Source organism: Pseudohoeflea suaedae (assembly GCF_004354915.1).
Taxonomy (GTDB): Bacteria; Pseudomonadota; Alphaproteobacteria; order Rhizobiales; family Rhizobiaceae; genus Pseudohoeflea; species Pseudohoeflea suaedae.
In genome coordinates, this window is sequence record NZ_SMSI01000001.1 from 1,680,395 (window position 1) to 1,704,740 (window position 24,346).

Here is a 24,346-nt window from a genome sequence, read left to right on the forward strand (position 1 = left end):
GTCCGATGATGGACGCGAGACTGCGAATTTTTGGTGACCTTGGCCCGGTCAGATCCCGCAAATGAGAATTCAGGGTTAACGCTGGCCTAACGGAAGGCGCTTCAGACCTGCTTGTCGCTGGACTTCGGCCCGGCCATCCAGCGGATGATGAACATGGCCGGCACGATCCAGAGGATGCCCGAGAGCAGGAAATACAGGAAGTGGACATACCAGGGAGATTCGGCCAGCCGGTATGTTGCGATCGTCGTGGCGAGAAGCGCGTAGACGATGACAAGAAGGACGATGAGGATCATCCCGATCAACTTCTTCAGTCTGACTGGCATTGGGGCTGAAGCCCTCCGTGTCTGTATCCGTTGACATGAGATAGCTGCTTAGCCGGAAAGACAAAAGTCCGAATTGTCGGAATTTGCGCGACCCCATGCCGCAATTGCCGCAGGCTTGCCTTGCAATCTCGTGTGGTGCACATGAAGCCCGGATCCCCCAATTCGCCCGAGCGAGCCGCCATGACCACTCATTCTTCCGCCAGTTCCCTGCTTGCCAAGCGCGAGCGCACCGACCGCAACCGGTTCCACATGCGCGTCTGGTTGGGTGTGGTGCTTGTGGCGATCTTTGCGCTGGTGCTCGTGGGCGGTGCCACGCGGCTCACCGATTCGGGCCTCTCTATCACCCAATGGAAACCGATCCACGGCGTCATTCCGCCGCTGTCGGTCGAGGAGTGGCAGGAAGAGCTCGAACTCTATCGCCAGATCCCGGAATACCAGCAGATCAACAAGGGCATGTCGCTCGACGAGTTCAAGCGCATCTACTGGTGGGAATGGGCGCACCGCTTTCTGGCCCGCTCCGTCGGCGTGCTGTTTGCCGTGCCCTTCGTCTTCTTTCTGCTCACCGGCCGCGTCGAAAGCCGGTTGAGATGGCCGCTCGCCGGCCTGTTCTTCCTCGGCGGACTGCAGGGGGCGGTCGGCTGGTGGATGGTCGCATCCGGCCTCGTCGAACGTGTCGATGTCAGCCAGTACCGCCTGGCGACGCATCTGACGCTGGCCTGCATCATCTTCGCCGCGATCATGTGGGTGCAGCGGGGGCTGGCGCCGCATTCGCACCGCCAGGAGCCGCCGCAGGGATTGCGCTTCTTTGCCGGCATTCTGGTGCTCATGGTGCTCGTGCAGATCTATCTGGGGGGACTGGTTGCCGGCCTCGATGCGGGGTTGAGCTACAACACCTGGCCCTTGATGGACGGCGCCTTCATTCCCGGTGATGTTTTTGCCATCGAACCCGTCTGGCGCAATTTTTTCGAAAACCCCAAGCTCGTTCAGCTCGACCACCGCCTGTTCGGCTATCTCGTCTGGCTGGCGGCGCTCGCTCATATGGTGACGTCGCTTGCGCGCATGCCCGGAACGACCCATGCGCGGCGATCCGTCGTCCTTTTCGCGCTGGTGACGATCCAGGCGATCGTCGGTATCGTGACGCTGCTTCTGCAGGTGCCGTTCGACGCCGCTCTCACCCACCAGGGCGGGGCGGTCGTGGTGCTGGGCTTCGCGGTCGCCCATTATCGCGGCTTCTATGGCGAATATCCGCGCGAGACCGAAATCGCCGTGGGAAGCTGAGGCGACATCGTCACAAAGCCCGTGCGGCGGAAGGTGCGGGCGAGCCGGAGGCAAGGCCCGAGGAGACCCGTCATGCCGCTTTTCAAGCCATCGCACAAACGGAAATACCAGAACGACGAGAAGGCCTATGCCATCTTCGAACTGGTCTACACAGCGGTCGACGTGGCCGCCGCGCTGCTCTTCATCATCGGCTCGGTGATGTTCTTCTCCGACAGTTGGCAAACGCCGGGGACATGGTGCTTTCTGATCGGCTCGATCTGCTTCGCGCTCAAGCCCACCATCCGCATCTATCGCGAGATCTACTATTTTTCCGAAGGCGACTACGACGACATGCTGGAAAAACGGGGCAAATGACGCCCCGGTTTCGGTTTCGGCTCAGCCGCGCAGCATGAGGTCGAGATTCTGCACCGCGGCACCGCTCGCGCCCTTGCCGAGATTGTCGTAGACGGCAATGAGCACAGCCTGTGCGCGGTCGTCATTGGCGCAGACGTGGAGCGTCATCCGGTCGGTGTCGTTGTGGCGCTGCGGGTTGATCGCGGCATTGCGCTCCGTCGCTTCGAACGGCGCGACATCGACGAGCGAATCCGGGATCGATGCGAAATGGTCGGCGATTGCTGCATGCAGATCCTTGCCCTTGGGGATAGAGGGCAGGGCACCCAGTTGCAGCGGCACCAGCGTCAGCATGCCCTGCGCGAAATCCCCGACCGCCGGCTGCATCAGCGGCATGGATGCGAGCTTGGCATAGGTCCTGATTTCGGGCACGTGCTTGTGATTGAGCGTCAGGCCGTAGGGCATGAACTCGGATGCTTCGTCGCCCTTCGCCTCGTAGTCGGCGATCATCTGCTTGCCCCCGCCCGAATAGCCGGTGATCCCGCTGATCGTCACCGGATAATCGGCCGGGATCAATCCGGCGGTCAGCAGCGGACGAAGTCCTGCGATCGGTCCCTGCGGCCAGCAGCCGGGGTTGGCGACAAACTGCGCCCGAGCAATCTTGCTGCCCTGGTCCTTGTCTATTTCGGCAAAACCGTAGACCCAGCCATCGGCGGTCCGGTGCGCGGTGGAGGCGTCCACGAAGCGCGTTCCGGCATCGCCGGCCAGCGCCACAGCTTCACGCGCGGCATCGTCCGGCAGGCAGAGAATGGCGATGTCGGCCTTGCGCAGATACTCCGCGCGCGCTTCGGGATCCTTGCGCTTGTCGCCCGGGATCGAGATCACTTCGATGTCGCTCCGGCCGCCGAGCCGGCTGACGATCTGCAAGCCCGTGGTGCCGTGTTCGCCGTCGATGAAGATTTTGGGAGCCATGGGCTTTCCTGGAAAATTCTTGTCTGTCAGTCGGTTGGCTCGAAAACCGGAATCGATCCGGCAAGCCGTTGAATCAGTTTGGCAGAAGAAGCCTCATCGCTTTTCGGCCAGCAGACCGAGCATGTACATGGCAATCGTCGCCCCTGCAATCGCGGTCACGTCAGCGTGGTCATAGGCGGGTGCGACTTCGACCACGTCTGCGCCGCGGATATCGAGAGCGCCGAGCTTGCGGAGAATTGAAAGCGCCTTGGCCGAGGAGGGCCCGCCTGCGACCGGCGTGCCGGTGCCGGGCGCAAACGCCGGATCCAGGCAATCGATATCGAAGGTGAGATAGACAGGTGCGCCGCCGGTATGTTCGACGATGATATCGGCGATCTCCTGCGCGCTCATGTCTTCGACCTCGTGGCCGTAGATCATGCGGATGCCGCAGTCTTCGGGCGCATGGGTACGGATGCCGATCTGGATCGATTTCGATGTGTCGATCAGACCCTGCCTGGCCGCCCGGCCGACGAAGGACCCGTGGTCGATGCGCTCGCCGTCATCGTCCCAGGTGTCCTGGTGGGCGTCGAACTGCACGAGAGCCAGCGGACCGTGCCTGTCGACATGCGCCTTGAGGAGCGGCCAGGTGACGTAATGGTCGCCGCCGAGGGTGAGCAGGAACGCGCCGGCGTTGATGATTTTGGCGGCTTCGGCCTCGATCTTGCCCGGCGTCTCCTGGTGGTTGCCGTAGTCGAGCAGGCAGTCGCCATAGTCGATGACTGCCATCTCGTCGAACAGGTCGCGCCCGAAAGGATATTGCGGGTCGTTGTCGAAGATCGCCGAGGCGCGGCGGATCGCCTGCGGGCCGAAGCGCGCGCCCGGCCGGTTGGAGACGGCGGCATCGAACGGAATGCCCCATACCGCCACATTCACGCCCTCGAGCGACTTGGTATATTTCCGCCGCATGAAGGATAGCGCGCCCGCATGTGTCGGGTCGGTCGCCGCACCCGTGAGGCGCGAGGCGGTGAAAGCGTGATCGATCGATTTCGACGGCATGAAAAGGCGGGCCTCCGGAAAATTCTTGGTGTCCGGAATATGAGCGGTCGCAATCGGAATTGCCAGTGCAGAGCGCTCGATCAGGTCGAAAAGCCTTTCGGCCAAGCCGAATGCGCGACTGGAAGCGGCCGCGCTGCCGCGCGGGGAGCGGGTTGCGGCAATCAAGCACGCGGCGCGCCGTTAAGGTTGACGGAAGGTTTCGCGGCAAATCATCGAATTATCATGATATGTCGGATTTGAAACAGGAGCAGCAGCATGCCCGGCCGCAGGCGTGAAAATGGAGTGATACAGGGAAATCTCATCCCGGCCGTGCAGTATCTGCGCGGCTTCGCTGCCTTGGCGGTCTTCCTGTTTCACGTCTCCAGCCTGACGGTGGCAACCTGGGGACCCAATGCGGCAGGCATCGACCATGTCGGCGCGGCAGGTGTCGATCTCTTCTTCGTCATTTCCGGCTTCGTCATGGTGATGATCGTGTCGCGCCCCGGCGCCTTTCGACCGGGCGATTTCATCTTTCGCAGGCTGGCCCGCGTCGTGCCCGGCTATTACATCGCCACCCTTGCGGTCTTTCTGCTGGCAATCGCCGTGCCCTCGATACTGGGTTCGACCACGGCGGACGTCGCTCGCCTTGCGGCCTCGCTTGCCTTCGTGCCCTGGCCCGACGGGGAGGGAGCCATGGCGCCGCTTCTGCTCGTCGGCTGGACCCTCAACTACGAGATGTTCTTCTATGCCCTCGTGCTGCTGATGGCGGGACTTTTCGGCGATCGGAAACTCTATGGTCTGGTCGCGGTCGTTTCGGCTCTGGCCTTCGTCGGCTGGGTCGCCGAACCCGAGAACGGGACACTGGCTTTCTATACCGATGCCATCCTGCTCGAATTCGCATTCGGCATCCTCGTCTGGCACCTGCATCGATATCTGTCGGACGAGGGGAGGGACGTCGTCTATTTCGTGAGCTTTTTCGCCGGTACGCTCTTTCTTGCCCTTCAGCACGAGACCGATCCGGGCAATTACCGCACGCTTTACTGGGGCATCCCGGGCGCGATGATATTGTTGGGGGGATTGCGGATGATGCGGTTTTCCAGCCCTGCCATGGCGGCGCTCGGAGACTGGTCCTACGCCTTCTATCTCACCCATCTGTTCGTAATCGCCGGGTATATCCGCATCGTCATGCCGCACATGCCGGATCTGGGGTTGATGTGGCTCTGGCACTATTCGGCGATGACGGCGATCGCGCTCACCGTGGCCTGGACATTTCACCGCTTCATCGAGGTGCCGCTCAATCGCCTGGTCGTGAGGCGGTTCGCCGCGCGCGGGGCCGGGCCCGTCCTGCAGCCCCGAATGACGGCCAAAGCCTGAGCAGCCCTAGCGCTCGACGTTGCGCATCGCATTCGCCAGTGCGCCGTCGCCGCGTTCATCAAGCTGTCGGACCACGCTGTCGTGATCGCCCTGCGTGCGGTTCTGGCTGAGTTTCGACTTGGCGATCACCCGCTCGATCGTCATGTCCAGGCCGACGATATTGCCCAGCATCATCTCCATATAGTCGCGCGGCGCGTCCGCCATGCGCCAGGCCTTGTCGCCCGAAGTGACAGCCTCGAAATGCTTGGTCATGCGGCCGACGATCATCCGCTTGAATTTCTCCGAGTGGTCGAAACGGATCCGGCCTTTCACATGAACGGCCTGGTAGTTCCAGGTCGGCACGCTCTTGTGGTTTTCGAGTTTCGAGGGATACCAGTTCGGACTGATATAGGCGTGCTCGGCCCGGAAGATCGCCAGCACCTGTGTATCCTCGCCGATGTCGCGGTGCATGTCGTTGGCCAGCGCCACGTGGCCGATCAGCCTGTCGGTCCCCTCGCGCAGCAACGGGATGTGGCTGGCTGCCAGCCCGGCTTCGGTCTGCGCGACGATCGTGGCCAGCGGATAGGCGTCGATCAGCCGGTCGATTTCCTCGGGCCGGTTCTCGGCGAAATGCTCGGGCAGATACATGGCAAAGCTTTCCAGTTACTGTGAGCCTGCAACGAAAAAGGCCGGGCGATGTGCCCGGCCTTCGAAGTTCCGACAAGCGGATCGAAAGATCAACGCTTGGAGAACTGGAAGCTCCGGCGAGCCTTGGCGCGACCGTACTTCTTACGCTCGACGACGCGGCTGTCGCGGGTCAGGAAGCCACCCTTCTTGAGCACCGAGCGAAGCTCAGGCTCGAAGTAGGTAAGGGCCTTGGAGATGCCGTGACGGACGGCACCGGCCTGGCCGGAGAGACCGCCGCCGGTGACCGTTGCGATGATGTCGAACTGGCCTTCGCGCGAAGTCGCGACGAGCGGCTGCTGGACAACCATCTGCAGGACCGGACGGGCGAAATAGACCGGGAATTCGCGGCCGTTGATGGAGATCTTGCCGGAGCCCGGCTTGATCCAGACGCGTGCGACGGCGTCCTTGCGCTTGCCGGTCGCGTAGGAACGGCCCTGTTCGTCGACCTTGCGGACGTGAACCGGTGCGGATTCAGCGGCGGGTGCTTCGGTGCCGGTGGCAGCGCCCAGTTCTTCGAGCGAGTTCAGCTCAGCCATTATGCAACCCTCTTGTTCTTGCGGTTGAGCGCGGCGACATCGAGAACGGTCGGCTGCTGCGCTTCATGGGGATGATCGGTGCCTGCATAGACGCGCAGGTTCTTCATCTGGCGACGACCGAGCGGGCCACGCGGGATCATCCGCTCGACGGCCTTTTCGACGACACGCTCGGGGAAACGGCCCTCGATGATCTGGCGCGCGGTGCGCTCCTTGATCCCGCCGGGATAACCGGTGTGCCAGTAATACTTCTTGTCGGTGTACTTCTTGCCGGTGAAGACGACCTTGTCGGCATTGATGATGATGACGTTGTCGCCATCATCGACATGCGGGGTGTAGGTGGCCTTGTGCTTGCCGCGCAGGCGGTTGGCGACGAGGGTGGCGAGGCGGCCGACAACGATGCCTTCGGCATCGATGATGATCCACTTCTTCTCCACCTCAGCAGGCTTCTGCGAGAAGGTTTTCATGGTTTTCTCTCTTGGTTTCGATCCGGATCAGCCGAAGCTCGAACGGACTTTTCTTGTTGCTTGTGTTGGGCGGGAAACCCCGCACAACCAAACGCGGCCCCGTGAAGGACCGCGAATGTGAGGCTTATAGGGGAGGTCGGAACGACCGTCAATACGGGTTTCGCAGTCTCTGCGCAGAATAGTAAAGCAAAAACAATAGCTTAAAAAATAGGTATCTAATTACCACATAAAATCAGCGTGGCGGAATGGAGTATGTCGCCGTGGCATGGGCGAGAACATCGCCGCCTGACGCGGCTTCGATTGCGATCTCCACCACTGCCAGCCGCTTGCCGAGCTTGAGAATCCGGGCCTTTCCCGCAAGCGGTTCGACATCCGGCTTGCGCAGGAAGTTGATGTTGAGACTGGTGGTGACGGCAAGGGCGACCGGCCCGATATGGGCGAGGATCACGGCATAGGCGGCGAGATCCGCCAGCGAGAAGAGGGTCGGGCCGGATATCGTTCCGCCGGGACGGACATGCGACTGGTCGGGATCGAGCCGCAGCACGGCTTCGCCGGGCGATATCTCCGCGACCGTATAGTGCCGGCCGCGGGCATTGATCTGCGGAAACTCCGCGTCCAGGAACGCGCTCAGTTCCGCCACCGTCATCACCGGCCTGTTGTCCATCTGCTTCTCCTCCCGCTGCGTCCACATGACGGGGGTGGCATTCGCGCGTCAAGTCATGCAAATTCCGCGCTTCGAAATTCAGGAGTTGATCATGTCGGAAGCATCGAACGCCGAAACTGCGTATACCGGACCGCTCGTCCTGAGGGAGTTCGACGGTGGTGTCCTGCGGCTGACGCTCAACAACGCGCCCGCAAACGCGCTCTCGATCGCCCTGATGGAAGAGCTCAAGGGTCATTTAGATGCGGCCGGACAGGACAGGGACGTGCGTGTGGTGATCCTGGCTGCCGCCGGAAAGCTCTTTTCCGCCGGCCACGACCTCAAGGAGCTCACGCTCCATCGCGCCGACGAGGATCGCGGCCGGTCGTTCTTCGAGAAGACCATGAAGCTCTGTTCGGAGCTGATGCAGACGATCGTGCACCTGCCGCAGCCGGTGATCGCCGAGATCGACGGACTGGCGACGGCGGCCGGCTGCCAGCTCGTCGCCTCCTGCGATCTCGCCATCTGTACCGATACCTCGACCTTCTGCACGCCGGGCGTGAATATCGGCCTTTTCTGCTCGACGCCGATGGTGGCGCTGTCGCGAAACGTCCACCGCAAGCAGGCCATGGAAATGCTGCTGACGGGCGAGACGATCGGCGCGTCGGACGCCCGCGACTACGGTCTCGTCAACCGCATCGTGCCGAAACAATATCTGACTCAAGCTGTGAACCTTTACGCTCAAAGCATTCTTTCCAAATCGTCTTTGACGCTGAAGATCGGCAAGGAAGCCTTCTATCGGCAGTCCGAAATGTCGCTGTCGGACGCCTATGATTACACGGTGCAGGTGATGGTCGAAAACATGCTGGCCCGCGACGCCGAGGAAGGCATCGCCGCCTTTATCGGCAAGCGCAAACCGGAATGGACGGGCGAGTAAGCCGCTCGCCGATGTCCCGTAACGATGATCTCCTCTGGCGCGTCGAAATGGCGTGCCGTGCGGCCTGGCCGGCAGCGGAAGAATACGAAAGCGGCGGCTGGCAATTCCGTTTCACCGACGACGCGACGCGGCGCACAGGATCGCTGAACCCGTTGCCGGGCGCTGAGGCACCGGACGCTGCGCTTCTGGCCGAGGCGGAAGCCTACTATGCCGAGCGCGGCTATCCCGCCTTTGTCCGGCTGCCGGATTTTCTGGGTCTGGACGATCGAGCGATGCTGGCGCGTGGCTACGGAAGGGAGGGGCCGACGCGCACGCTCTACACCCCGCTCATCGACGCCGAGACTGCCTCGGCCGATATCGAACTCACCGACAGGATGACGGACGACTGGCTGTCCGCGCGGACGAGGATGGCGGGCGGTTCGGCGCAAAGCCTTGCCGCCACGTTGAAGCTCATAACCGCGCCGGCATGTTTCTCGCTGTCACGGGACAAGGGGGAGGTTGTCTCCATTGCCTATGGTGTCGTTCTCGACGGCTGTCTGGTGCTGGAAGCCGTCGCCACCGATCCTCGGTTCCGGGGCAGGGGCCATGCGCGCGCAATGCTTGCCGCGCTGATGTCGCGGGCTCGCGCGCAGGGCGCGCGCGATGCGGCGCTCCAGGTCGTGGCCGGCAATGAGCCCGCTCTCTCGCTTTACGGTCGGCTCGGCTTTGCCGAGGATCTTTACGGCTATTGCTACTATCGCCAGCCGGGCTGAGCGGTCAGAAGCGGCGCAGGAATTTCGAGCGCCTGTCCCGGTCCGGCCGGTAGCATTTGAGCACCGGACAATGCGCCGTGTCGGCGGTCGGCACGGTCGCGCGCTTGGTGATCTCGCCCAGAATGCAGGAGTGCCGGTTGCTGACATAACGGTCATAGAGCAACTTGTTCGAGCGCGACGAGGGATAGCGCAGGATGGCCGCACCCTCTCTCTGGAGAACGCCCTTCACGGCGGCGCAGCTCGCATTCGCGGTGTTCACCCGCGAAATGGCGAGTGCAGGCGTGGCCAGCATCGCCGAAGCGGTGATTGCGAGTAGAGCGCGGGAAAGTCTGCGACCCATGGGCGGCGTCCTCCTGTCAGTCTGTTTCTTGTCTTGTGGCATCATCACTGCCAAATAGGGTCTATTGAGGGCGTGGCGAGGGCCGCGCGCCGAATTGACGATGCGCCTGATCGGACCCCAGCATGAACCACGACAGCTATGACGACCCCTATATTTCCGGAATCCTCCACGAGGTGAAGACGATCGCCGTGGTCGGCGCGTCGGCCAATGAGGTGCGGCCGAGCTATTTTGTCGTCAAATACATGCTCGACAAGGGCTTCGACGTCATCCCCGTCAATCCGGGCCGGGCCGGCAAGGATATTCTGGGCGAGAAGGTCTATGCCAGGCTTGCCGATATCGACCGGCCGATCGACATGGTCGATGTGTTCCGCGCGTCCGACGCGGTGTCCGGTGTCGTCGACGAGGTGCTGGCGCTCGATCCGCTGCCGAAGGTGGTCTGGATGCAGCTCACCGTGCGAAATGACGAACAGGCCGCGCGGCTCGAGGAGAAGGGCATCAAGGTCGTCATGAACCGCTGCCCGAAGATCGAATATGCCCGCCTGTCGGGCGAGATCGGCTGGAACGGTGTGAACAGCCGCGTGATTTCGTCACGCAAGAAGGTCATGCGGCAGGGCTTCCAGAGCTTCGGCCTGCGCGGCGATCCGACGAAGCCGCGGTGATCGAAAATCAGGTCCCGTCCGGGTTTCGGTCGGGAACTGCCGGACCCTGGCCGCGTTTACTGATGCACCGTCCGCTGATCGGAGCGGTCATCAACAAGGATAACGACAATGGGTAGCACCAAGGACAAGGTCGCCGGAATGGCCAACGAAGCCGCCGGCAAGGCAAGACAGGCTGCCGGCAAGGCCGTGGGCAACAAGGAGATGCAGGCAAAGGGCAAGGCCCAGGAGCTCAAGGGCGAAGGCCAGCAGGCTCTTGGCAAGGCGAAGGCCGCCGTCAAGGACGCGGCGAACAAGCACCTCTGATAGCGCCGCCACCTCGAACGGAAGGGATGGACCGCCCCCGCGCTCCGTCCCTTCCTGCGTTCCGTCCCTTCCTGCGTTCTGGCCTCCCTGCGGTTTGGCTCTTCTGACAGTCCGGACCAAGCTGTCGGCACTTTGCATCCGGAAACGGGTGGCTTTTTCCCTTTCCCGGCCGAAGCCTCGAAAAATCGTCTTTGACGCTCGCCTCCGCTTGCGAGATAACCCCTTACCCACAAGACCAGAGCGCATTTTCAAGGGAGAGGACGATGTCCAAGGAACCGGGTTTCAACACGCTAGCCATTCATGCCGGTGCGCAGCCGGATCCGGCGACCGGCGCGCGCGCCACGCCGATCTACCAGACCACCAGCTATGTTTTCGATGATGCCGACCATGCCGCCTCGCTCTTCGGGCTGAAGGCCTTCGGCAACATCTACACCCGCATCATGAACCCGACCCAGGCCGTGCTCGAGGAACGCATGGCCGCCCTCGAGGGCGGCACTGCCGCGCTCGCGGTTGCTTCCGGTCACGCCGCGCAGTTCATCACCTTCCAGGCGCTGATGAGCCCGGGCGACAATTTCATCGCCGCCAGGCGCCTCTATGGCGGTTCGATCAACCAGTTCGGCCATGCCTTCAAGTCGTTCGACTGGCAGGTCCGCTGGGCCGATCCGTCGGACCTGTCGACCTTCGAAAGCCAGATCGACGAGAAGACCAAGGCGATCTTCATCGAAAGCCTCGCCAATCCCGGCGGCACCTTCGTCGATATCGAGGCGATCGCCAGGATCGCCCATGACAACGGCCTGCCGCTGATCGTCGACAACACCATGGCCTCGCCCTATCTCGTCCGTCCGATCGACCACGGTGCCGATATCGTTGTCCATTCGCTGACCAAGTTCATCGGCGGACACGGCAATTCGATCGGCGGCGTCATCGTCGATGGCGGCACCTTCGACTGGTCGAAATCCGGCAAGTATCCGAGCCTCTCCGAGCCGCGGCCCGATTACGGCGGCATGGTACTGCACGAAACCTTCGGCAACTTCGCCTTCGCCATCGCCTGCCGCGTTCTCGGCCTGCGCGATTTCGGCCCGGCGATCTCGCCGTTCAACGCGTTCATGATCCTGACGGGTGCGGAAACGCTGGCCCTTCGCATGCAGCGGCACTGCGACAATGCGCTCGAAGTCGCCAAATGGCTCAAGAAGCACCCGAAGGTCGCCTGGGTCTCCTATGCGGGGCTCGAAGACGACCCGAACCACGAGATGCAGACCCGCTACTCGCCCAAGGGCGCCGGTGCCGTCTTCACCTTCGGCCTCAAGGACGGCTATGAAGCCGGCGTGAAATTCGTCGAGGGCCTCGAGATGTTCTCGCATCTGGCCAATATCGGCGACACGCGTTCGCTGGTCATTCATCCGGCCTCGACAACGCACCGCCAGCTGTCGCCCGAGCAGCAGAAAGCGGCCGGCGCCGGCCCCGATGTGGTGCGGCTTTCCGTCGGCATCGAGGACATCGAAGACATCATCGCCGATCTCCAGCAGGCGCTCGACAAGGCCTGATCTGCACAGGCGGACGAATGACGATGCCCGGGTTCGCGCCCGGGCATTTCCTTATGCCAGCTTGCCGCTTGCCTTTGCAGTTCTGAGGCAACCGAGGCTGACAATGGCCACGCCAAATGGCCGGGAATATTGTACTCTCTCTGGTAGCGATATTGATTTTGTTACTTTTCAATGGTTGCATGAGTGCAGGCTAGAAAGAACGGCGGCGGTGAAATGGAAACCTCTATAGAAACAGCCGCAACGAGATCTGCGGTAGCGCGAAACTACGCCTTCATTCTCATCGGCGGCATCGTCCTGCCATTCATCGTCTTCGCACACTTTATTGCACGGAAAAGACTCGGTAAGCCTGCGGGACCGGAGCAGAGCCATTATGTGTTTCAGTACAGGACGACTTCGCTTGCCCTGATCGGCTTGTTCGCTTTAGCTCTCGTAGCTGTTGCTTTGATTTCATTGGTGCCGGCAGATACGCCCATCCAGCACAGGCAGCTAGATATGTGGTTCATCCCGCTTACAAATATAACTTGGTTGATCATGTTGTGGATCGCAGTGAGATGCATCCGGGGCCTGTATCTGTCTGCTGGGGGGAGGCCAATTCAGTTCCCAGAAACACTATGGGTCTGGCCGCGATAGACATTGTTCGCGTCTGCGTCGCGCATCGTGTCGCAATGTCATGGAGGCGCAAACGGATGTTCGGCTTGGGGTTGGCTTTCGCTGACGGCCATATATAGGCTTGGTCCACATCCTTCTGCCTTCGCCAACCGGCCGGAATTCCATGACATCCATCGACATCTTCGTCCTTGCCGCCACGCTGATCGTGGGAGCCATACTCGTTTGGCCGCGATTGTCCGGCGCCAGGCTCTGGCAGGCGACGACAACACCGCTGGCGTCCATCATCGGCAGCGGCTTTCTGGTTCTGGGGCCGATCCTCGATGTCTCGTTCGGTCGCTACGCCCCGCTTGCGATGGCCGGGCTGTGCGCCGTCGCCTACGCCTTCGGCTGGGCGGTCCGCTATAATATCGCGTCGATCGAACGCCAGACCGGTAGCCGCCCGATGCTCGAGGAGCGGATGGACGATCTGGCATCCTGGGTGCTGGCTTTCGCCTATTTCATTTCGGTGGCCTACTATCTCAATCTCTTCGGCGCCTTTGCCGTCGATCTCACGCCCTTTGCCGGCGACCTTGCCGCGCGGCTGGTAACGTCTTCGGTCTTCCTGCTTGTCCTGGCGGTCGGCTGGTTCAGGGGGTTCAAGGCGCTTGAAGGCCTGGAACGCGTTTCCGTCGGTCTCAAGCTGGCCATCATCGCCGGCCTCCTGGCGGGGCTTGCCTGGTATGGCGCCGGTCAGGTGTCGAGCGGCGATATCGTGCTGGCGCCCGCCACGGTTACCGGCTGGCAGGCGATCACCCTGGGGTTCGGCCTCATCGTGACCGTCCAGGGCTTCGAGACATCGCGCTATCTCGGCAATATCTATGACGCACAAACCCGCATCCGTTCGATGCGGGTGGCGCAATGGCTCTCGACCGCGATCTATCTCCTCTACATCGTGCTTCTGACCTACGCCTTTCCGCCCGTGGCCGGAAAGCTCGAGGAGACCGAGATCATCGACATGATGCGCATCGTCGCCGTGTCGCTGCCGATCCTTCTCGTGGTGGCCGCATTGAGCGCTCAGTTTTCGGCGGCAATCGCCGATACGGGCGGTTCTGGCGGTCTGATCTCCGAATTGAGCGGCAGGAGGCTCGAGCCGCGTCACGCCTATCTCGTTCTCGTCGCCGTCGGCCTGGGGCTGACATGGCTCGCCGACATTTTCGAGATCATCGCCTATGCCTCGCGCGCCTTCGCGGCCTATTACGGTGTGCAGGCCGCACTTGCGGCCTTCACCGCACGGCGCAGGGAAGGGGGAACGATGCGCATCGCGGCCTTCGCCGGTCTCGCCGTCCTCGGCATCGCCATGGCGATCCTCGGCACGCCCGTCGAGTAGGTTTATTCGACCGGTTCGGGGCCCGGCTGTTCGACCGGGAAGCGGACGATGACCTTCGTGCCGTTGTCGTTGACCGTCTCCATCTCGCCGCCGAGCTGCGAGACGAAGGCGACGATGAGCCGCGAGCCCATGTTCTTCTTCTGCCCGGTCTCGACGAAGCCGCGGCCGTTGTCGGCGACAATCAGCTCGGCCATCCCGTTCTCGTCCTCGGTCAGCGAGATGTCGAGATGGGCCTGGGAGCCTTCGCTCCAGGCATGCTTGAAGGCATTGGAAATGAGTTCATTATAGAGAAGCCCGAGCTGCATCGCGCGGTCTCCGGACAAATGCACCGGATCTGCGGAGAAGGCGACATCCACCTCGCGTCCATAGGCCTGGGATATCTCTTCGACGAGCTTTCTGAGATAGGCCGCGACCTCGACATTCTCGAACCGGTCGGTCGAATACATCTCCTGATGGACCGCAACCATCGAGGCGATGCGCCCGAGCAGCGAGTCCTTGTCGTCCTGCGGCATTTTCTGCAGCCGGATCAGCGACATGACAGTCTGCAGGTTGTTTTTCACACGGTGGTGGATTTCGCGCAGCAGGAAGGCGTTGCGCTCATTGGCAAGCTGCAGCGCGATGGCCTTCTGCTCGTCGCGGCGCAGCGTCTTGAAAAGCCGGTTGACGACGAAGCCGAGCACCAGCAGCACCGGTGCTGCGAGCACCAGCCAGAACTGCAGCACGCGCCAGAACTCGCTGCGCACGGCACGCTGGTCGAGGCCGGCCAGGGCGACCACCGGCCAGTTGTTGACGCGCCAGTAGCCCACGATGCGCGACACCCCGTCGGCGGGCGAGGTGGCATGATAATAGCCGTCGGACTTTTCCTTGAGCCGGGTGAAGACCTCGCTCTTGGACAGATCCACCGCCGCTATCGCCGGCGAACGGGCGATGAGCCAGCCGTCCGAGCGGATCAGGCTGACGGTGGACGCGCCGCTGAGGCTGAGGGATTCCGACAGGTTCGTCAGCACCGCGCTCGGCACCGCGATCGTGGCAACGCCGGCAAACCGACCGTCGCGCATGATCCGCCGCGCGATGATGAAGATCGCCCGTCCGTCCTGGCGCGACACGAGCGCCGGCGAAATGACAAGTTCCGCCCCGCGCTGAAGCTCGCCGAAATAGTCGCGATCGGAGACATTGATTCCGGGGACGTTGTCGATGGAAGAGTAGGTCAGCTTTCCCGTCCGGTCATAGACCGAGAACTGGAAACTGGAGGGCAGGTTTTCCACCGCCGCGTTGAGGTTGGTGATCGCATCGCTGTCGCGGTTTTCCGCGCGTTCGTTGACGGCGCGCTCGATGCGGCGAAGCGCCTGCGCGCTGGCTTCCAGCAGCCATTCGAACTGGGTGGCCACGACATGGGCCGAGGTATGGGCGCGAAGCTCGGCCTTGGCCTGTTCTGCGCGATATTCCATGACCACCATCGTGACCGCCATGATGACGACCAGCAACAACCCGAACAATGCGAGCTTCCGGATGGAACGAACCGCCGGTTCAGGGCGGAAATCAGTCTCTGTCACAATGCAAATCCAACCGGAGATGTGGCCAAGAGCTACCGATATCGCGTCGGCCGGTGAAACACAACGAGATCAATGTTCTGCAACACCTTGCACCCTGTAGATGTGGCATTTTGGCCGAAAGGAAAGGGCGTCCGGCAACTGTTTGCGCACCGCGCCGGTCAGGCCCCGAGCCGGCCCTGGCCCCGGGGCAGGTCAGGCCTTCTTGAGAAACTCGGTGCGCAGCACCAGTCCCTTCACCTTTTCCACCCGGCATTCGATGAGATCGGGATCGCCGGTGAGCCGGATGCCCTTGACCAGCGTGCCGCGCTTGATGGTGGTCGAGGTGCCCTTGACCTTGAGGTCCTTGATGACGGTGACATTGTCGCCGTCATTGAGGATGGCGCCGTTCGAATCGCGCGTTTCGTCACTCATGGGATGATTCCTTCATTGTCCTGGGCCGCGTGTAGCGCGCGGGCGGGCGAAGGGAAACACGACGTGCGGCGAAAATCGGCTCACTCACCGTTTGCCGTCGCGGTTTCCGATCCTGATGCGTCGGGCGCCAGTTCTGGCCGTATCAGCCCGTCCCAGCAAGGGGAAAGCGAGACCGTGTCCCGGTCGTCCAGATGCGCGCCATAGGCCTCGCGGATTTTCGCGTTTGCGACGGTGACCGGGCATTTCGGCCACAGCACGAGATCGGTATCGGCAATTTCAGCGTTGGCCTGCGCATCGATCGGCGGAAGTGTTCTGGCCGGATCCTTGCCGATGGTCACGTGACGGACTGCGTCGCGGCCCAGCAGATAGGGAAACGGGTTGACGAAGTTCAGGCTCAGGATCGTCTCGAACCGCACGTCGTTGCGGGCTTCATAGGTCCTGATGGCCGCCACGCCTTCGCCGATCGCGGCGAGCCAGGCGAGCTGGAATTCAGGGTCTGCATAATAGGTGAACCGGGGCAGTTCGCCGGCAGCGGCGTAGGACAGGAAATAGTCGGGATTGCTGATCGACTGCTCACGGATGAGGGCGACCCGCCGGTCGATCTTGTCGCGCTTGGAGATTGCCGAGAGCGGACCGAGTTCCTCGATTTGGACCACGTCATACTGCATTTGGGCCGCATAGGTGCGGATGGCCCGGCCGCCGATATTGGCCAGTGTCGGAAGCGTTGCCGCGGCAATGAGCACGGTGACGAAGGCGCCACCGCGCGCCGGCCATGCGGAACGGTCGAGGAGGGCGGCCTTCAGGAGCACCGGCCAGATGAACAGAAACGCCTGTCCGCCCCAGTTCTGGCTTTCGAGCATCATGCCGCCAATGGTCACGGCCAGCAGCCACATCCATGTGGACCGGGCGACAGTGCCGATAGCGGCGGCCCAGCGCCCGGCGATGAAATCGTCCCATGCCTCGGCAAGGTCGTCGCGATCGAACCAGAACAGCATGAGGAGGAGAAGGCCCAGCGCCGTGAGGATGGCGATATGGGTGGCGCCCGCATGAGCGATGTTGATGAGCAGTTCGCCTTCGTTCATCGCCACGAGCTCGGCAACGCTTGCGACATAGGCGCTGGTCAAGCCGCACCACAGTTCGAGCCCGGCCAGCACGGCCGCAAGGAGCGCGGCAACGGTGCATAATTCGCGTAACCGAAGCCGCCGGGCGAACAGGGCGAGGAGCACAAGCGGCAGCGCAATGACAAAGCCGGTGATCTTGGTCAGAAAGAGTGCCGCCAGCGCGATGGTCAGCGAGATCACCCGCGCCACAGCGCTGCCGGCGAACATCAGGGCTGCCACCACGACATAGAGAAGCTGGCTTATATGGCGGTTATAGATTCCATAACCATCGACGCCGGGATAGGGGTAGAACTGTTCGACATTGAAGGGCAGGGCGGAAAAGACGAGGAACGGCACCGCCAGCGCCATTGCCACCAGCCCGCTCTTGCGTGCCGCGTCGCAGATGACCGGCGCCATGGCGGGGGCCGAGACCAGGAGGATGGACCAGGTCGCAAGATAGACGCCCTGGCCATCCGGAAAGAGCTCGTGCAGCGCGTAAAACAGCCAGTAGCTCAAGGGGCCGACGGGCGCGAGAAAGTCGATGGTCGGGATCTGGCCGGACGCGATGCGCGCCGTTGCGTCATAGTAGATGAGCGTGTCCCAGTAGAACGGACCGATGGCAGCCGTAAACGGCAAAGCCAGAAGGCAGAGAAGCGCGATGACGCAGCCGAGAAAGAGAAGCCCCGCGCCTGCCGCACGGAGCGTATTGCTGTCTGCCGCCATCATGTTCCAGTGCCCGCCTTGCCCGATTCCCTGTTTCATCCCCCCTTCACAGCATTCGTGCCGTTTCTGATCAACGACTAATATGCGGCATGCTTAATGCATAGGATGGGAGGCGCGCCAAAAGATCCGCGCGACAAGTCGGCGGAGGTGTCGCAGGGGACAAGTTCCAGAGGGTCCGCTGAAATGCGATGTGTGAGAACTGCACTCCCTCTCTCCCCCGCCGGTGAGATGTCCGACTTGCCGGACGGAGGGAGACGCGGCAGGTGCCGCTATCTGCGGAGGGCTATCCCCTTTGTCGCCCGTGGTGAAATTTCCCCAAAAGGGGCAGAGCAGGTTTATGTCGCGCCTTTGCGGATGGCTTCCGCTGCAGCTTCGGGATTGACAGCTATGACATTGAGATAGGCCCGCGCCGGGGCATCGGGTGAGGAGCGCCCCTGTTCCCAGTCACGCAATGTTCCGAGCGGAATGGCGAAACGCTCGGCGAACGCCTGCTGCGTCAGGCCCAGCGCCCGGCGGATGACCTTGACCCTGGGGACCCGCCTCATGGCGGAAAGCGCCGCCGTGTCGAGCGGCGGATTGTCGGGATCGGCGCGTGCATTGGCCTCCGCTTGCATGTCCGTCATGGCGTCAACCCGTACCCAATCCGATCTGTCCGTCTCATGCGCTGGCTTGTTCATAGGCCTGTCGCTCTGCTTTCGTTGATTTGCAGGCCGAGATGAGGCGGATCTGTCTCCGCGTTCGGTATAGACCACGGTGATGATGCGACCCTCGCCCATTCCTATGATGCGCCATCGCATCTCGCTGTATCGCATCGATCGGTCTTCGCTTTCGATCGCCGAGGGATCGTTGAACACATCCCGGGCGTCGACAAAACTGATACCGTGCTTGATGAGGTTGCCGACCGCCTTGTCGTCATCCCATTCGAATTCTAGCATAGTCATATACTGGAATCCAGTAGTTGCGATAACGATGGTCCCTGGACAATCTAAAATGGAATTCGTCGGATCGCAAAACCCGGGAGGGCTTCTCGTGCGGAGGGCTACCGGCGGCCGTGCGATCCCTTCACCTTCGTCATGCCCGGACTTGATCCGGGCATGACGAAAGAGGGGCATTTGCTCGGTCTCTTAGTGCCGATCTGTGAGCTCGGGCGAGGGCGCACCCCGTGAGGCGGGATCACGGTGTGGATGCCCGGATCAAGTCCGGGCATGACGATGAGGAGGGATCTTGGCTGCCTCTTCAAGTCGTGGTTGCTGCAACTGCTCCGACGGTGAATGCCGACTGAAGGCCTTCGTCCTGTTAGTCCTGCGAGTGGCGTTTCAACGACGCTCTTCTTCGCAGCGCACGTCTCTTGCCCGGAGAGTGACCGGAAACGATCAACTTTGACGCTCAGCAACAACGACCTCGGCTGCCGTGCGATCCCTTCACCTTCGTCATGCCCGGACTTGATCCGGGCATCCATACCGTGATCAATCTTTCTGATTGCGAACCATCGAGGGCCTCCCGTCATGGTCCGCTTCGTCTACATGATTGCGTCGCGCAGGGGCGGGACGATCCATACCGGCGTCACCAACGATCTTCCGCGCCGGGTGGACGAACACCAGTCAGGCGATGGCTCGGTTTTCACTGGCAAATACGCGGTCCAGCGGCTCGTCTGGCATGAGGAACACTTCGATATCCGCGACGCCATCCAGCTGGAACGGACCATCAAGGGTTGGCCCCGGCAGTGGAAGGTGGAACTGATCGAGCGGGAGAACCCAGACTGGTTCGATCTGATGCGCGGGATCGGGTGGTATCCCGCTCGCGGCTGCGTGCCATGACGGGAGATCGCGGTATGGATGCCCGGATCAAGTCCGGGCATGACGAAAGAGGGGCATTTGCTCGGTCTCTTAGTGCCGATCTGTGAGCTCGGGCGAGGGCGCACCCCGTGAGGCGGGATCACGGTGTGGATGCCCGGATCAAGTCCGGGCATGACGATGAGGAGGGATCTTGGCTGCCTCTTCAAGTCGTGGTTGCTGCAACTGCTCCGACGGTGAATGCCGACTGAAGGCCTTCGTCCTGTTAGTCCTGCGAGTGGCGTTTCAACGACGCTCTTCTTCGCAGCGCACGTCTCTTGCCCGGAGAGTGACCGGAAACGATCAACTTTGACGCTCAGCAACAACGACCTCGGCTGTCGTGCGATCCCTTCACCTTCGTCATGCCCGGATTTGATCCGGGCATCCATACCGTGATGTTGCGTACCCGTACACTCGAGATACGAAGCGCAAACAAGAAGGCCGCCCCGAGAGGCGGCCTTCTGTATTTCATCAGGCTTTCAGCCGATCAGCTGCAGCCGCTCGTCGAGCCACACGTGTCGCACTTCTCGCAGGTGCCGTTGCGCACCATCGTGAAGTTCTGGCACTCCGAGCACATGTTGCCGGTATAGCCCTGGGCGATCGACTGGAGGCGGCGCTCGGCCTCGATCTTCTTGGCGTCCGTCTTCGTCTCGGACTTGGCCTGGGCCGCGTCGTTGGCGGCCTGCTCGGTGAACAGCGCGTTGGTTTCGCGCAGTTCCTCGGCAGCCACTTCCTCGGCGAGTTCGGCGGCACGCTCTTCATAGTCGCGCTTGAAGGCGCGGGCCTCGTCCTCGTCCACCTCGGCGATCGCCTCGATCTTGCGGGCCGTTGCGGTTGCGAGCGCGGTCACGTTGGTGAGCTTGCCGCCCTTGATCGGCTGGTTGGCCGCCGATCCCTTGGGCTCGCCGCTGCCTGCCTGGCTGGAAACCAGCGTCGGCTTGTAGCCACGGGTCAGACCCTTGGAGAAGAGGTCGGCCTTGCCTTCCTTCATGCCCTTGCCGAGTGCGGTGGCGCCGAAATCGGACTGGTCGACATGCGCGAGGTCGTGGCGGCCCAGATAGGAGATCGCCAGTTCGCGGAACACGTAGTCGAGGATCGACGTGGCGTTCTTGATCGCGTCGTTGCCGAGAACCATGCCGGCCGGCTCGAACTTGGTGAAGGTGAAGGCGTCGACATATTCCTCGAGCGGAACGCCGTACTGCAGACCCAGCGACACCGAGATCGCGAAGTTGTTGATGAAGGCGCGAAGGGCGGAGCCCTCCTTGTTCATGTCGAGGAAGATTTCGCCCAGGCGGCCGTCATCATACTCGCCGGTCCTGAGGAAGATGGTGTGACCGCCGATCTTGGCCTTCTGGGTGTAACCCTTGCGGCGGGCGGGCAGTTTTTCCTGCTCGCGGATCACCTTTTCGACCACCCGCTCGACGATGCGCTCGGTGACTTCCACCGCACGGGCGGCCATCGGCTGCTCGAGCAGGGCTTCCAGTGCGTCGTCCTCGTCCTCCTCGTCCTCGATCAGCGAGGCGTTGAGCGGTTGGGAGAGCTTCGAGCCGTCGCGATAGAGCGCGTTGGCCTTCAGACCCAGCTTCCAGGACAGCATGTAGGCGTTCTTGCAGTCTTCGACGGTCGCCTCGTTGGCCATGTTGATGGTCTTCGAGATCGCGCCCGAGATGAAGGGCTGGGCGGCCGCCATCATGCGGATGTGGCTGTCGACCGACAGGTAGCGCTTGCCGATCTTGCCGCACGGATTGGCGCAGTCGAAGACCGGGTAGTGCTCGGTCTTCAGGTGGGGCGCGCCTTCGAGCGTCATCGCACCGCAGATGTGGATGTTGGCAGCCTCGATATCCTTCTTGGAGAAGCCCAGTGCCGGCAGCATCTCGAAGGTGAAGTCGTTGAGCTGCTCGTCGGTGAAGCCGAGGACGTCCCTGCAGAACTCTTCGCCCAGCGTCCACTTGTTGAAGGCGAACTTGATGTCGAAGGCGCTCTTGAGCGCGCCGTTGAGCGCCTCGATCTTCTCGTCGGTCAGCCCCTTGGCCTTGAGCGAACCCGGGTTGATCGCGGGCGCCTGGTTGAGGTTGCCGTGACCGACCGCATAGGCTTCGATCTCGGCGATCTGGCTTTCCGAGTAACCGAGCGTGCGGAGTGCTTCCGGCACCGCCTGGTTGATGATCTTGAAGTAGCCGCCGCCGGCGAGCTTCTTGAACTTCACCAGCGCGAAGTCGGGCTCGATGCCGGTCGTGTCGCAATCCATGACGAGGCCGATCGTGCCGGTGGGCGCGATGACGGTCGACTGGGCGTTGCGGTAGCCGTTCTTCTCACCGAGCTTGAGCGCCTTGTCCCATGCCGCCTTGGCGTGGGTGATGAGGTCCTGGTCCGGGCATTCGCCATGGACGAGCGGCACCGGGTTGACCGACAGGCCTTCGTAACCGGTCGCCTCGCCATGGGCGGCCAGGCGGTGGTTGCGGATCACGCGCAGCATGTTCTTGGCGTTTTCCTTGTAGCCCGGGAAGGGGCCGAGCTCACCGGCCATTTCGGCGCTGGTGGCGTAGGAGACGCCGGTCATGATGGCGGTCAGCGCGCCGCAGATGGCGCGGCCTTCGGCGGAGTCGTACGGAATGCCCGAGGTCATCAGCAGGCCGCCGATATTGGCGTAGCCGAGGCCCAGCGTGCGGTACTTGTAGGACAGTTCCGCAATTTCACGGGACGGGAACTGCGCCATCATCACCGAGACTTCGAGAACGATGGTCCACAGACGCACGGCATGTTCGTAGGCCGCGATGTCGATCCGCTTGGTCTCGGCATCCTTGAAGCGCAGAAGGTTCAGCGAAGCCAGGTTGCAGGCGGTGTCGTCGAGGAACATGTATTCCGAGCACGGATTGGAGGCGCGGATCGGGCCGGCCGCCGGGCAGGTGTGCCAGTCGTTCATCGTGGTGTTGAAGTGCAGGCCCGGATCGGCCGAGGCCCAGGCGGCATAGGAGATGCTTTCCCACAGGTCGCGGGCCTTCAGGGTCTTCATCACCTTGCCGTCCTTGCGGGCGGTCAGGTACCAGTCGGCGTCGGCTTCCACGGCGCGCAGGAAGTCGTCCTTGATGGAGACCGAGTTGTTGGAGTTCTGGCCCGAAACCGTCAGATAGGCTTCCGAATCCCAGTCGGTGTCATAGGTCTTGAACTCGATATCCTTGTAGCCCTGGTGAGCGAACTGGATAACGCGCTTGATGTAGTTTTCCGGAACCTGCGCCTTCTTGGCGGCGCGGACTTCGCGCTTGAGGGCAGGGTTCTGCTTGGGGTCGAAGCAGGCGTCGTTGTCGGCCTCGCAATTGATGCAGGCCTTCATGATGGCCTTGAGGTGTTTGGCGACAACCTTCGAGCCGGTGACGAGGGCCGCCACCTTCTGCTCTTCCTTGACCTTCCAGTTGATGTATTCCTCGATATCCGGGTGGTCGATGTCGACCACCACCATCTTGGCCGCGCGGCGGGTGGTGCCGCCCGACTTGATGGCGCCGGCGGCGCGGTCGCCGATCTTGAGGAAGCTCATCAGGCCCGACGACTTGCCGCCGCCCGAAAGCTTTTCGCCTTCGCCGCGCAGATAGGAGAAGTTCGAGCCGGTGCCCGAGCCGTATTTGAACAGGCGCGCTTCGCGCACCCAGAGGTCCATGATGCCGCCCTCGTTGACGAGATCGTCACCCACGGACTGGATGAAGCAGGCATGCGGCTGGGGGTGTTCGTATGCGGAATCGGACTTTTTGAGCTTGCCGGAGAAGGGGTCGACATAGAAGTGGCCCTGGCCCGGGCCGTCGATGCCATAGGCCCAGTGCAGGCCGGTGTTGAACCATTGCGGGGAATTCGGCGCGACGCGCTGGGTGGCGAGCATGTAGGCAAGCTCGTCCATGAAGGCGCGGGCATCTTCCTCGCCGTCGAAATAGCCGCCCTTCCAGCCCCAATAGGTCCAGGTGCCGGCAAGACGGTCGAAGACCTGGCGGGCATCGGTCTCGGGGCCGAAACGCTGATCTTCGGGCAGCTTGGCAAGGGCCTTGTCATCGGGAACCGAACGCCACAGCCATGACGGAACGTCGTTTTCCTCGACCTTCTTCAGGGCCGCGGGCACGCCTGCCTTGCGGAAATATTTCTGCGCCAGAATGTCGGCCGCCACCTGGCTGAACTGCTGCGGGACATCGATATTTTCGAGCTTGAACACAATCGAACCGTCCGGATTGCGGATCTCGCTCGTCGCCTTGCGGAACGGGATCGACGCATAGGCGGATTGGCCCTCGGTCGTGAATTGCCTGTCGATGTGCATCTCTACCTCTATGTCGCAGTATCGCCGACCTGTCTTTCAGACGGCGCAATTGTCCCCACAAGCCGAAAGTCATTTCCCGGCCAGCTCAACTCAACTCGTGAAGGTTATTTCGGTCCCCCGAAGCCCCTTATCTAGTGTCTATGATCGCCGGAAACACTAAATATAGTGTTAACAAAAAGTTTCTTCCAGCGCTTTTTCCCCACAAGGCCGCCTGATCCGAGGCCAAGACACCCCACAAACCGGCGAGCCGCGTTCTGCGGCGAAACCAGTGCTTCATGCCCTCGAATTTAAGGATTTGGCCGGATCCGGAACTCAACTCTTGCCGT

The 24,346-nt window shown here is 62.1% G+C and carries 23 protein-coding genes and 1 pseudogene; 10 read left to right on the top strand and 14 right to left on the bottom strand.

What is annotated here, in order from left to right; all coding sequences use genetic code 11:
* Positions 1 to 101 precede the first annotated feature (101 nt).
* Entirely contained in the window at positions 102 to 323 is a 222-nt protein-coding gene (locus E2A64_RS07885) for a DUF2842 domain-containing protein (RefSeq protein WP_133283828.1), read from the bottom strand.
* A gap of 180 nt (positions 324 to 503) precedes the next feature.
* Here E2A64_RS07885 and E2A64_RS07890 point away from each other — a divergent pair, with 180 nt between their 5' ends.
* Both E2A64_RS07890 and E2A64_RS07895 read left to right on the top strand, forming a co-directional pair.
* Complete coding sequence (locus E2A64_RS07890) at positions 504 to 1,601, top strand: COX15/CtaA family protein (protein WP_133283829.1); 1,098 nt, start codon at positions 504 to 506, stop codon at positions 1,599 to 1,601.
* Between the two features lie 72 nt (positions 1,602 to 1,673).
* A complete protein-coding gene (locus E2A64_RS07895) occupies positions 1,674 to 1,955 on the top strand; it encodes a YrhK family protein (RefSeq protein WP_133283830.1) in 282 nt (93 codons plus the stop codon).
* 21 nt (positions 1,956 to 1,976) lie between these two features.
* Here the strand turns inward: E2A64_RS07895 and argC are convergent, their stop codons facing one another.
* Together argC and speB are read right to left on the bottom strand one after the other, a co-directional pair.
* On the bottom strand, positions 1,977 to 2,903 hold the full coding sequence (gene argC, locus E2A64_RS07900) for an N-acetyl-gamma-glutamyl-phosphate reductase (protein ID WP_133283831.1): 927 nt from the start codon (positions 2,901 to 2,903) through the stop codon (positions 1,977 to 1,979).
* A 93-nt stretch (positions 2,904 to 2,996) separates the two neighbouring features.
* A complete protein-coding gene (gene speB, locus E2A64_RS07905; protein ID WP_133284312.1) occupies positions 2,997 to 3,938 on the bottom strand; it encodes an agmatinase in 942 nt (313 codons plus the stop codon).
* Between the two features lie 282 nt (positions 3,939 to 4,220).
* Between speB and E2A64_RS07910 the strand changes: the two genes are divergently transcribed.
* Positions 4,221 to 5,291, top strand: coding sequence for an acyltransferase family protein (locus E2A64_RS07910; protein WP_158285717.1), 1,071 nt, complete (start codon positions 4,221 to 4,223; stop codon positions 5,289 to 5,291).
* Between the two features lie 6 nt (positions 5,292 to 5,297).
* Here the strand turns inward: E2A64_RS07910 and E2A64_RS07915 are convergent, their stop codons facing one another.
* The 4 genes from E2A64_RS07915 to E2A64_RS07930 form a co-directional block, all read right to left on the bottom strand.
* Entirely contained in the window at positions 5,298 to 5,918 is a 621-nt protein-coding gene (locus E2A64_RS07915; RefSeq protein WP_133283833.1) for an FMN-binding negative transcriptional regulator, read from the bottom strand.
* An 89-nt stretch (positions 5,919 to 6,007) separates the two neighbouring features.
* Positions 6,008 to 6,493, bottom strand: coding sequence for a 30S ribosomal protein S9 (rpsI, locus tag E2A64_RS07920; RefSeq protein WP_133283834.1), 486 nt, complete (start codon positions 6,491 to 6,493; stop codon positions 6,008 to 6,010).
* Complete coding sequence (gene rplM, locus E2A64_RS07925) at positions 6,493 to 6,957, bottom strand: 50S ribosomal protein L13 (protein ID WP_133283835.1); 465 nt, start codon at positions 6,955 to 6,957, stop codon at positions 6,493 to 6,495. The genes rpsI and rplM overlap by 1 nt, the downstream gene beginning before the upstream one ends.
* Positions 6,958 to 7,189: 232 nt before the next feature.
* The gene (locus tag E2A64_RS07930) at positions 7,190 to 7,621 is read right to left on the bottom strand and encodes a PaaI family thioesterase (protein WP_133283836.1); all 432 of its coding nucleotides are present in this window, start codon (positions 7,619 to 7,621) and stop codon (positions 7,190 to 7,192) included.
* 91 nt (positions 7,622 to 7,712) lie between these two features.
* Here E2A64_RS07930 and E2A64_RS07935 point away from each other — a divergent pair, with 91 nt between their 5' ends.
* Positions 7,713 to 8,534: an enoyl-CoA hydratase gene (locus E2A64_RS07935; protein WP_133283837.1), complete on the top strand. Its 822-nt coding sequence runs from the start codon at positions 7,713 to 7,715 to the stop codon at positions 8,532 to 8,534.
* An 11-nt stretch (positions 8,535 to 8,545) separates the two neighbouring features.
* A complete protein-coding gene (locus tag E2A64_RS07940) occupies positions 8,546 to 9,286 on the top strand; it encodes a GNAT family N-acetyltransferase (protein WP_158285718.1) in 741 nt (246 codons plus the stop codon).
* 4 nt (positions 9,287 to 9,290) lie between these two features.
* Here the strand turns inward: E2A64_RS07940 and E2A64_RS07945 are convergent, their stop codons facing one another.
* Positions 9,291 to 9,626, bottom strand: coding sequence for a hypothetical protein (locus E2A64_RS07945; protein ID WP_244598179.1), 336 nt, complete (start codon positions 9,624 to 9,626; stop codon positions 9,291 to 9,293).
* Between the two features lie 122 nt (positions 9,627 to 9,748).
* On the opposite strand from E2A64_RS07945, the gene E2A64_RS07950 reads away from it, so the two are divergent.
* The 4 genes from E2A64_RS07950 (at position 9,749) to E2A64_RS07965 (ending at position 14,107) form a co-directional block, all read left to right on the top strand.
* The gene (locus E2A64_RS07950) at positions 9,749 to 10,285 is read left to right on the top strand and encodes a CoA-binding protein (protein WP_133283839.1); all 537 of its coding nucleotides are present in this window, start codon (positions 9,749 to 9,751) and stop codon (positions 10,283 to 10,285) included.
* 108 nt (positions 10,286 to 10,393) lie between these two features.
* Complete coding sequence (locus tag E2A64_RS07955) at positions 10,394 to 10,588, top strand: CsbD family protein (protein WP_133283840.1); 195 nt, start codon at positions 10,394 to 10,396, stop codon at positions 10,586 to 10,588.
* A gap of 263 nt (positions 10,589 to 10,851) precedes the next feature.
* Positions 10,852 to 12,132 carry an O-acetylhomoserine aminocarboxypropyltransferase gene (locus E2A64_RS07960; protein ID WP_133283841.1) on the top strand — a complete coding sequence of 427 codons (1,281 nt, stop codon included), beginning with the start codon at positions 10,852 to 10,854 and terminating at the stop codon, positions 12,130 to 12,132.
* 772 nt (positions 12,133 to 12,904) lie between these two features.
* Positions 12,905 to 14,107 carry an APC family permease gene (locus tag E2A64_RS07965; RefSeq protein WP_133283842.1) on the top strand — a complete coding sequence of 401 codons (1,203 nt, stop codon included), beginning with the start codon at positions 12,905 to 12,907 and terminating at the stop codon, positions 14,105 to 14,107.
* Between the two features lie 2 nt (positions 14,108 to 14,109).
* Here the strand turns inward: E2A64_RS07965 and E2A64_RS07970 are convergent, their stop codons facing one another.
* The 5 genes and pseudogenes from E2A64_RS07970 to E2A64_RS18145 all read right to left on the bottom strand — a co-directional run.
* Complete coding sequence (locus tag E2A64_RS07970) at positions 14,110 to 15,660, bottom strand: sensor histidine kinase (protein ID WP_133283843.1); 1,551 nt, start codon at positions 15,658 to 15,660, stop codon at positions 14,110 to 14,112.
* Between the two features lie 192 nt (positions 15,661 to 15,852).
* The gene (locus E2A64_RS07975) at positions 15,853 to 16,071 is read right to left on the bottom strand and encodes an alkylphosphonate utilization protein (RefSeq protein ID WP_133283844.1); all 219 of its coding nucleotides are present in this window, start codon (positions 16,069 to 16,071) and stop codon (positions 15,853 to 15,855) included.
* A gap of 80 nt (positions 16,072 to 16,151) precedes the next feature.
* A complete protein-coding gene (locus E2A64_RS07980; protein ID WP_133283845.1) occupies positions 16,152 to 17,933 on the bottom strand; it encodes a hypothetical protein in 1,782 nt (593 codons plus the stop codon).
* A 296-nt stretch (positions 17,934 to 18,229) separates the two neighbouring features.
* Positions 18,230 to 18,517: a helix-turn-helix domain-containing protein gene (locus E2A64_RS07985; RefSeq protein ID WP_133283846.1), complete on the bottom strand. Its 288-nt coding sequence runs from the start codon at positions 18,515 to 18,517 to the stop codon at positions 18,230 to 18,232.
* Between the two features lie 84 nt (positions 18,518 to 18,601).
* Positions 18,602 to 19,006: pseudogene (locus E2A64_RS18145) on the bottom strand (BrnT family toxin); the annotation flags it as partial.
* 393 nt (positions 19,007 to 19,399) lie between these two features.
* On the opposite strand from E2A64_RS18145, the gene E2A64_RS07995 reads away from it, so the two are divergent.
* A complete protein-coding gene (locus E2A64_RS07995) occupies positions 19,400 to 19,711 on the top strand; it encodes a GIY-YIG nuclease family protein (protein ID WP_133283847.1) in 312 nt (103 codons plus the stop codon).
* 502 nt (positions 19,712 to 20,213) lie between these two features.
* Here the strand turns inward: E2A64_RS07995 and E2A64_RS08000 are convergent.
* A complete protein-coding gene (locus E2A64_RS08000) occupies positions 20,214 to 24,020 on the bottom strand; it encodes a vitamin B12-dependent ribonucleotide reductase (protein ID WP_133283848.1) in 3,807 nt (1,268 codons plus the stop codon).
* Positions 24,021 to 24,346: the final 326 nt, after the last annotated feature.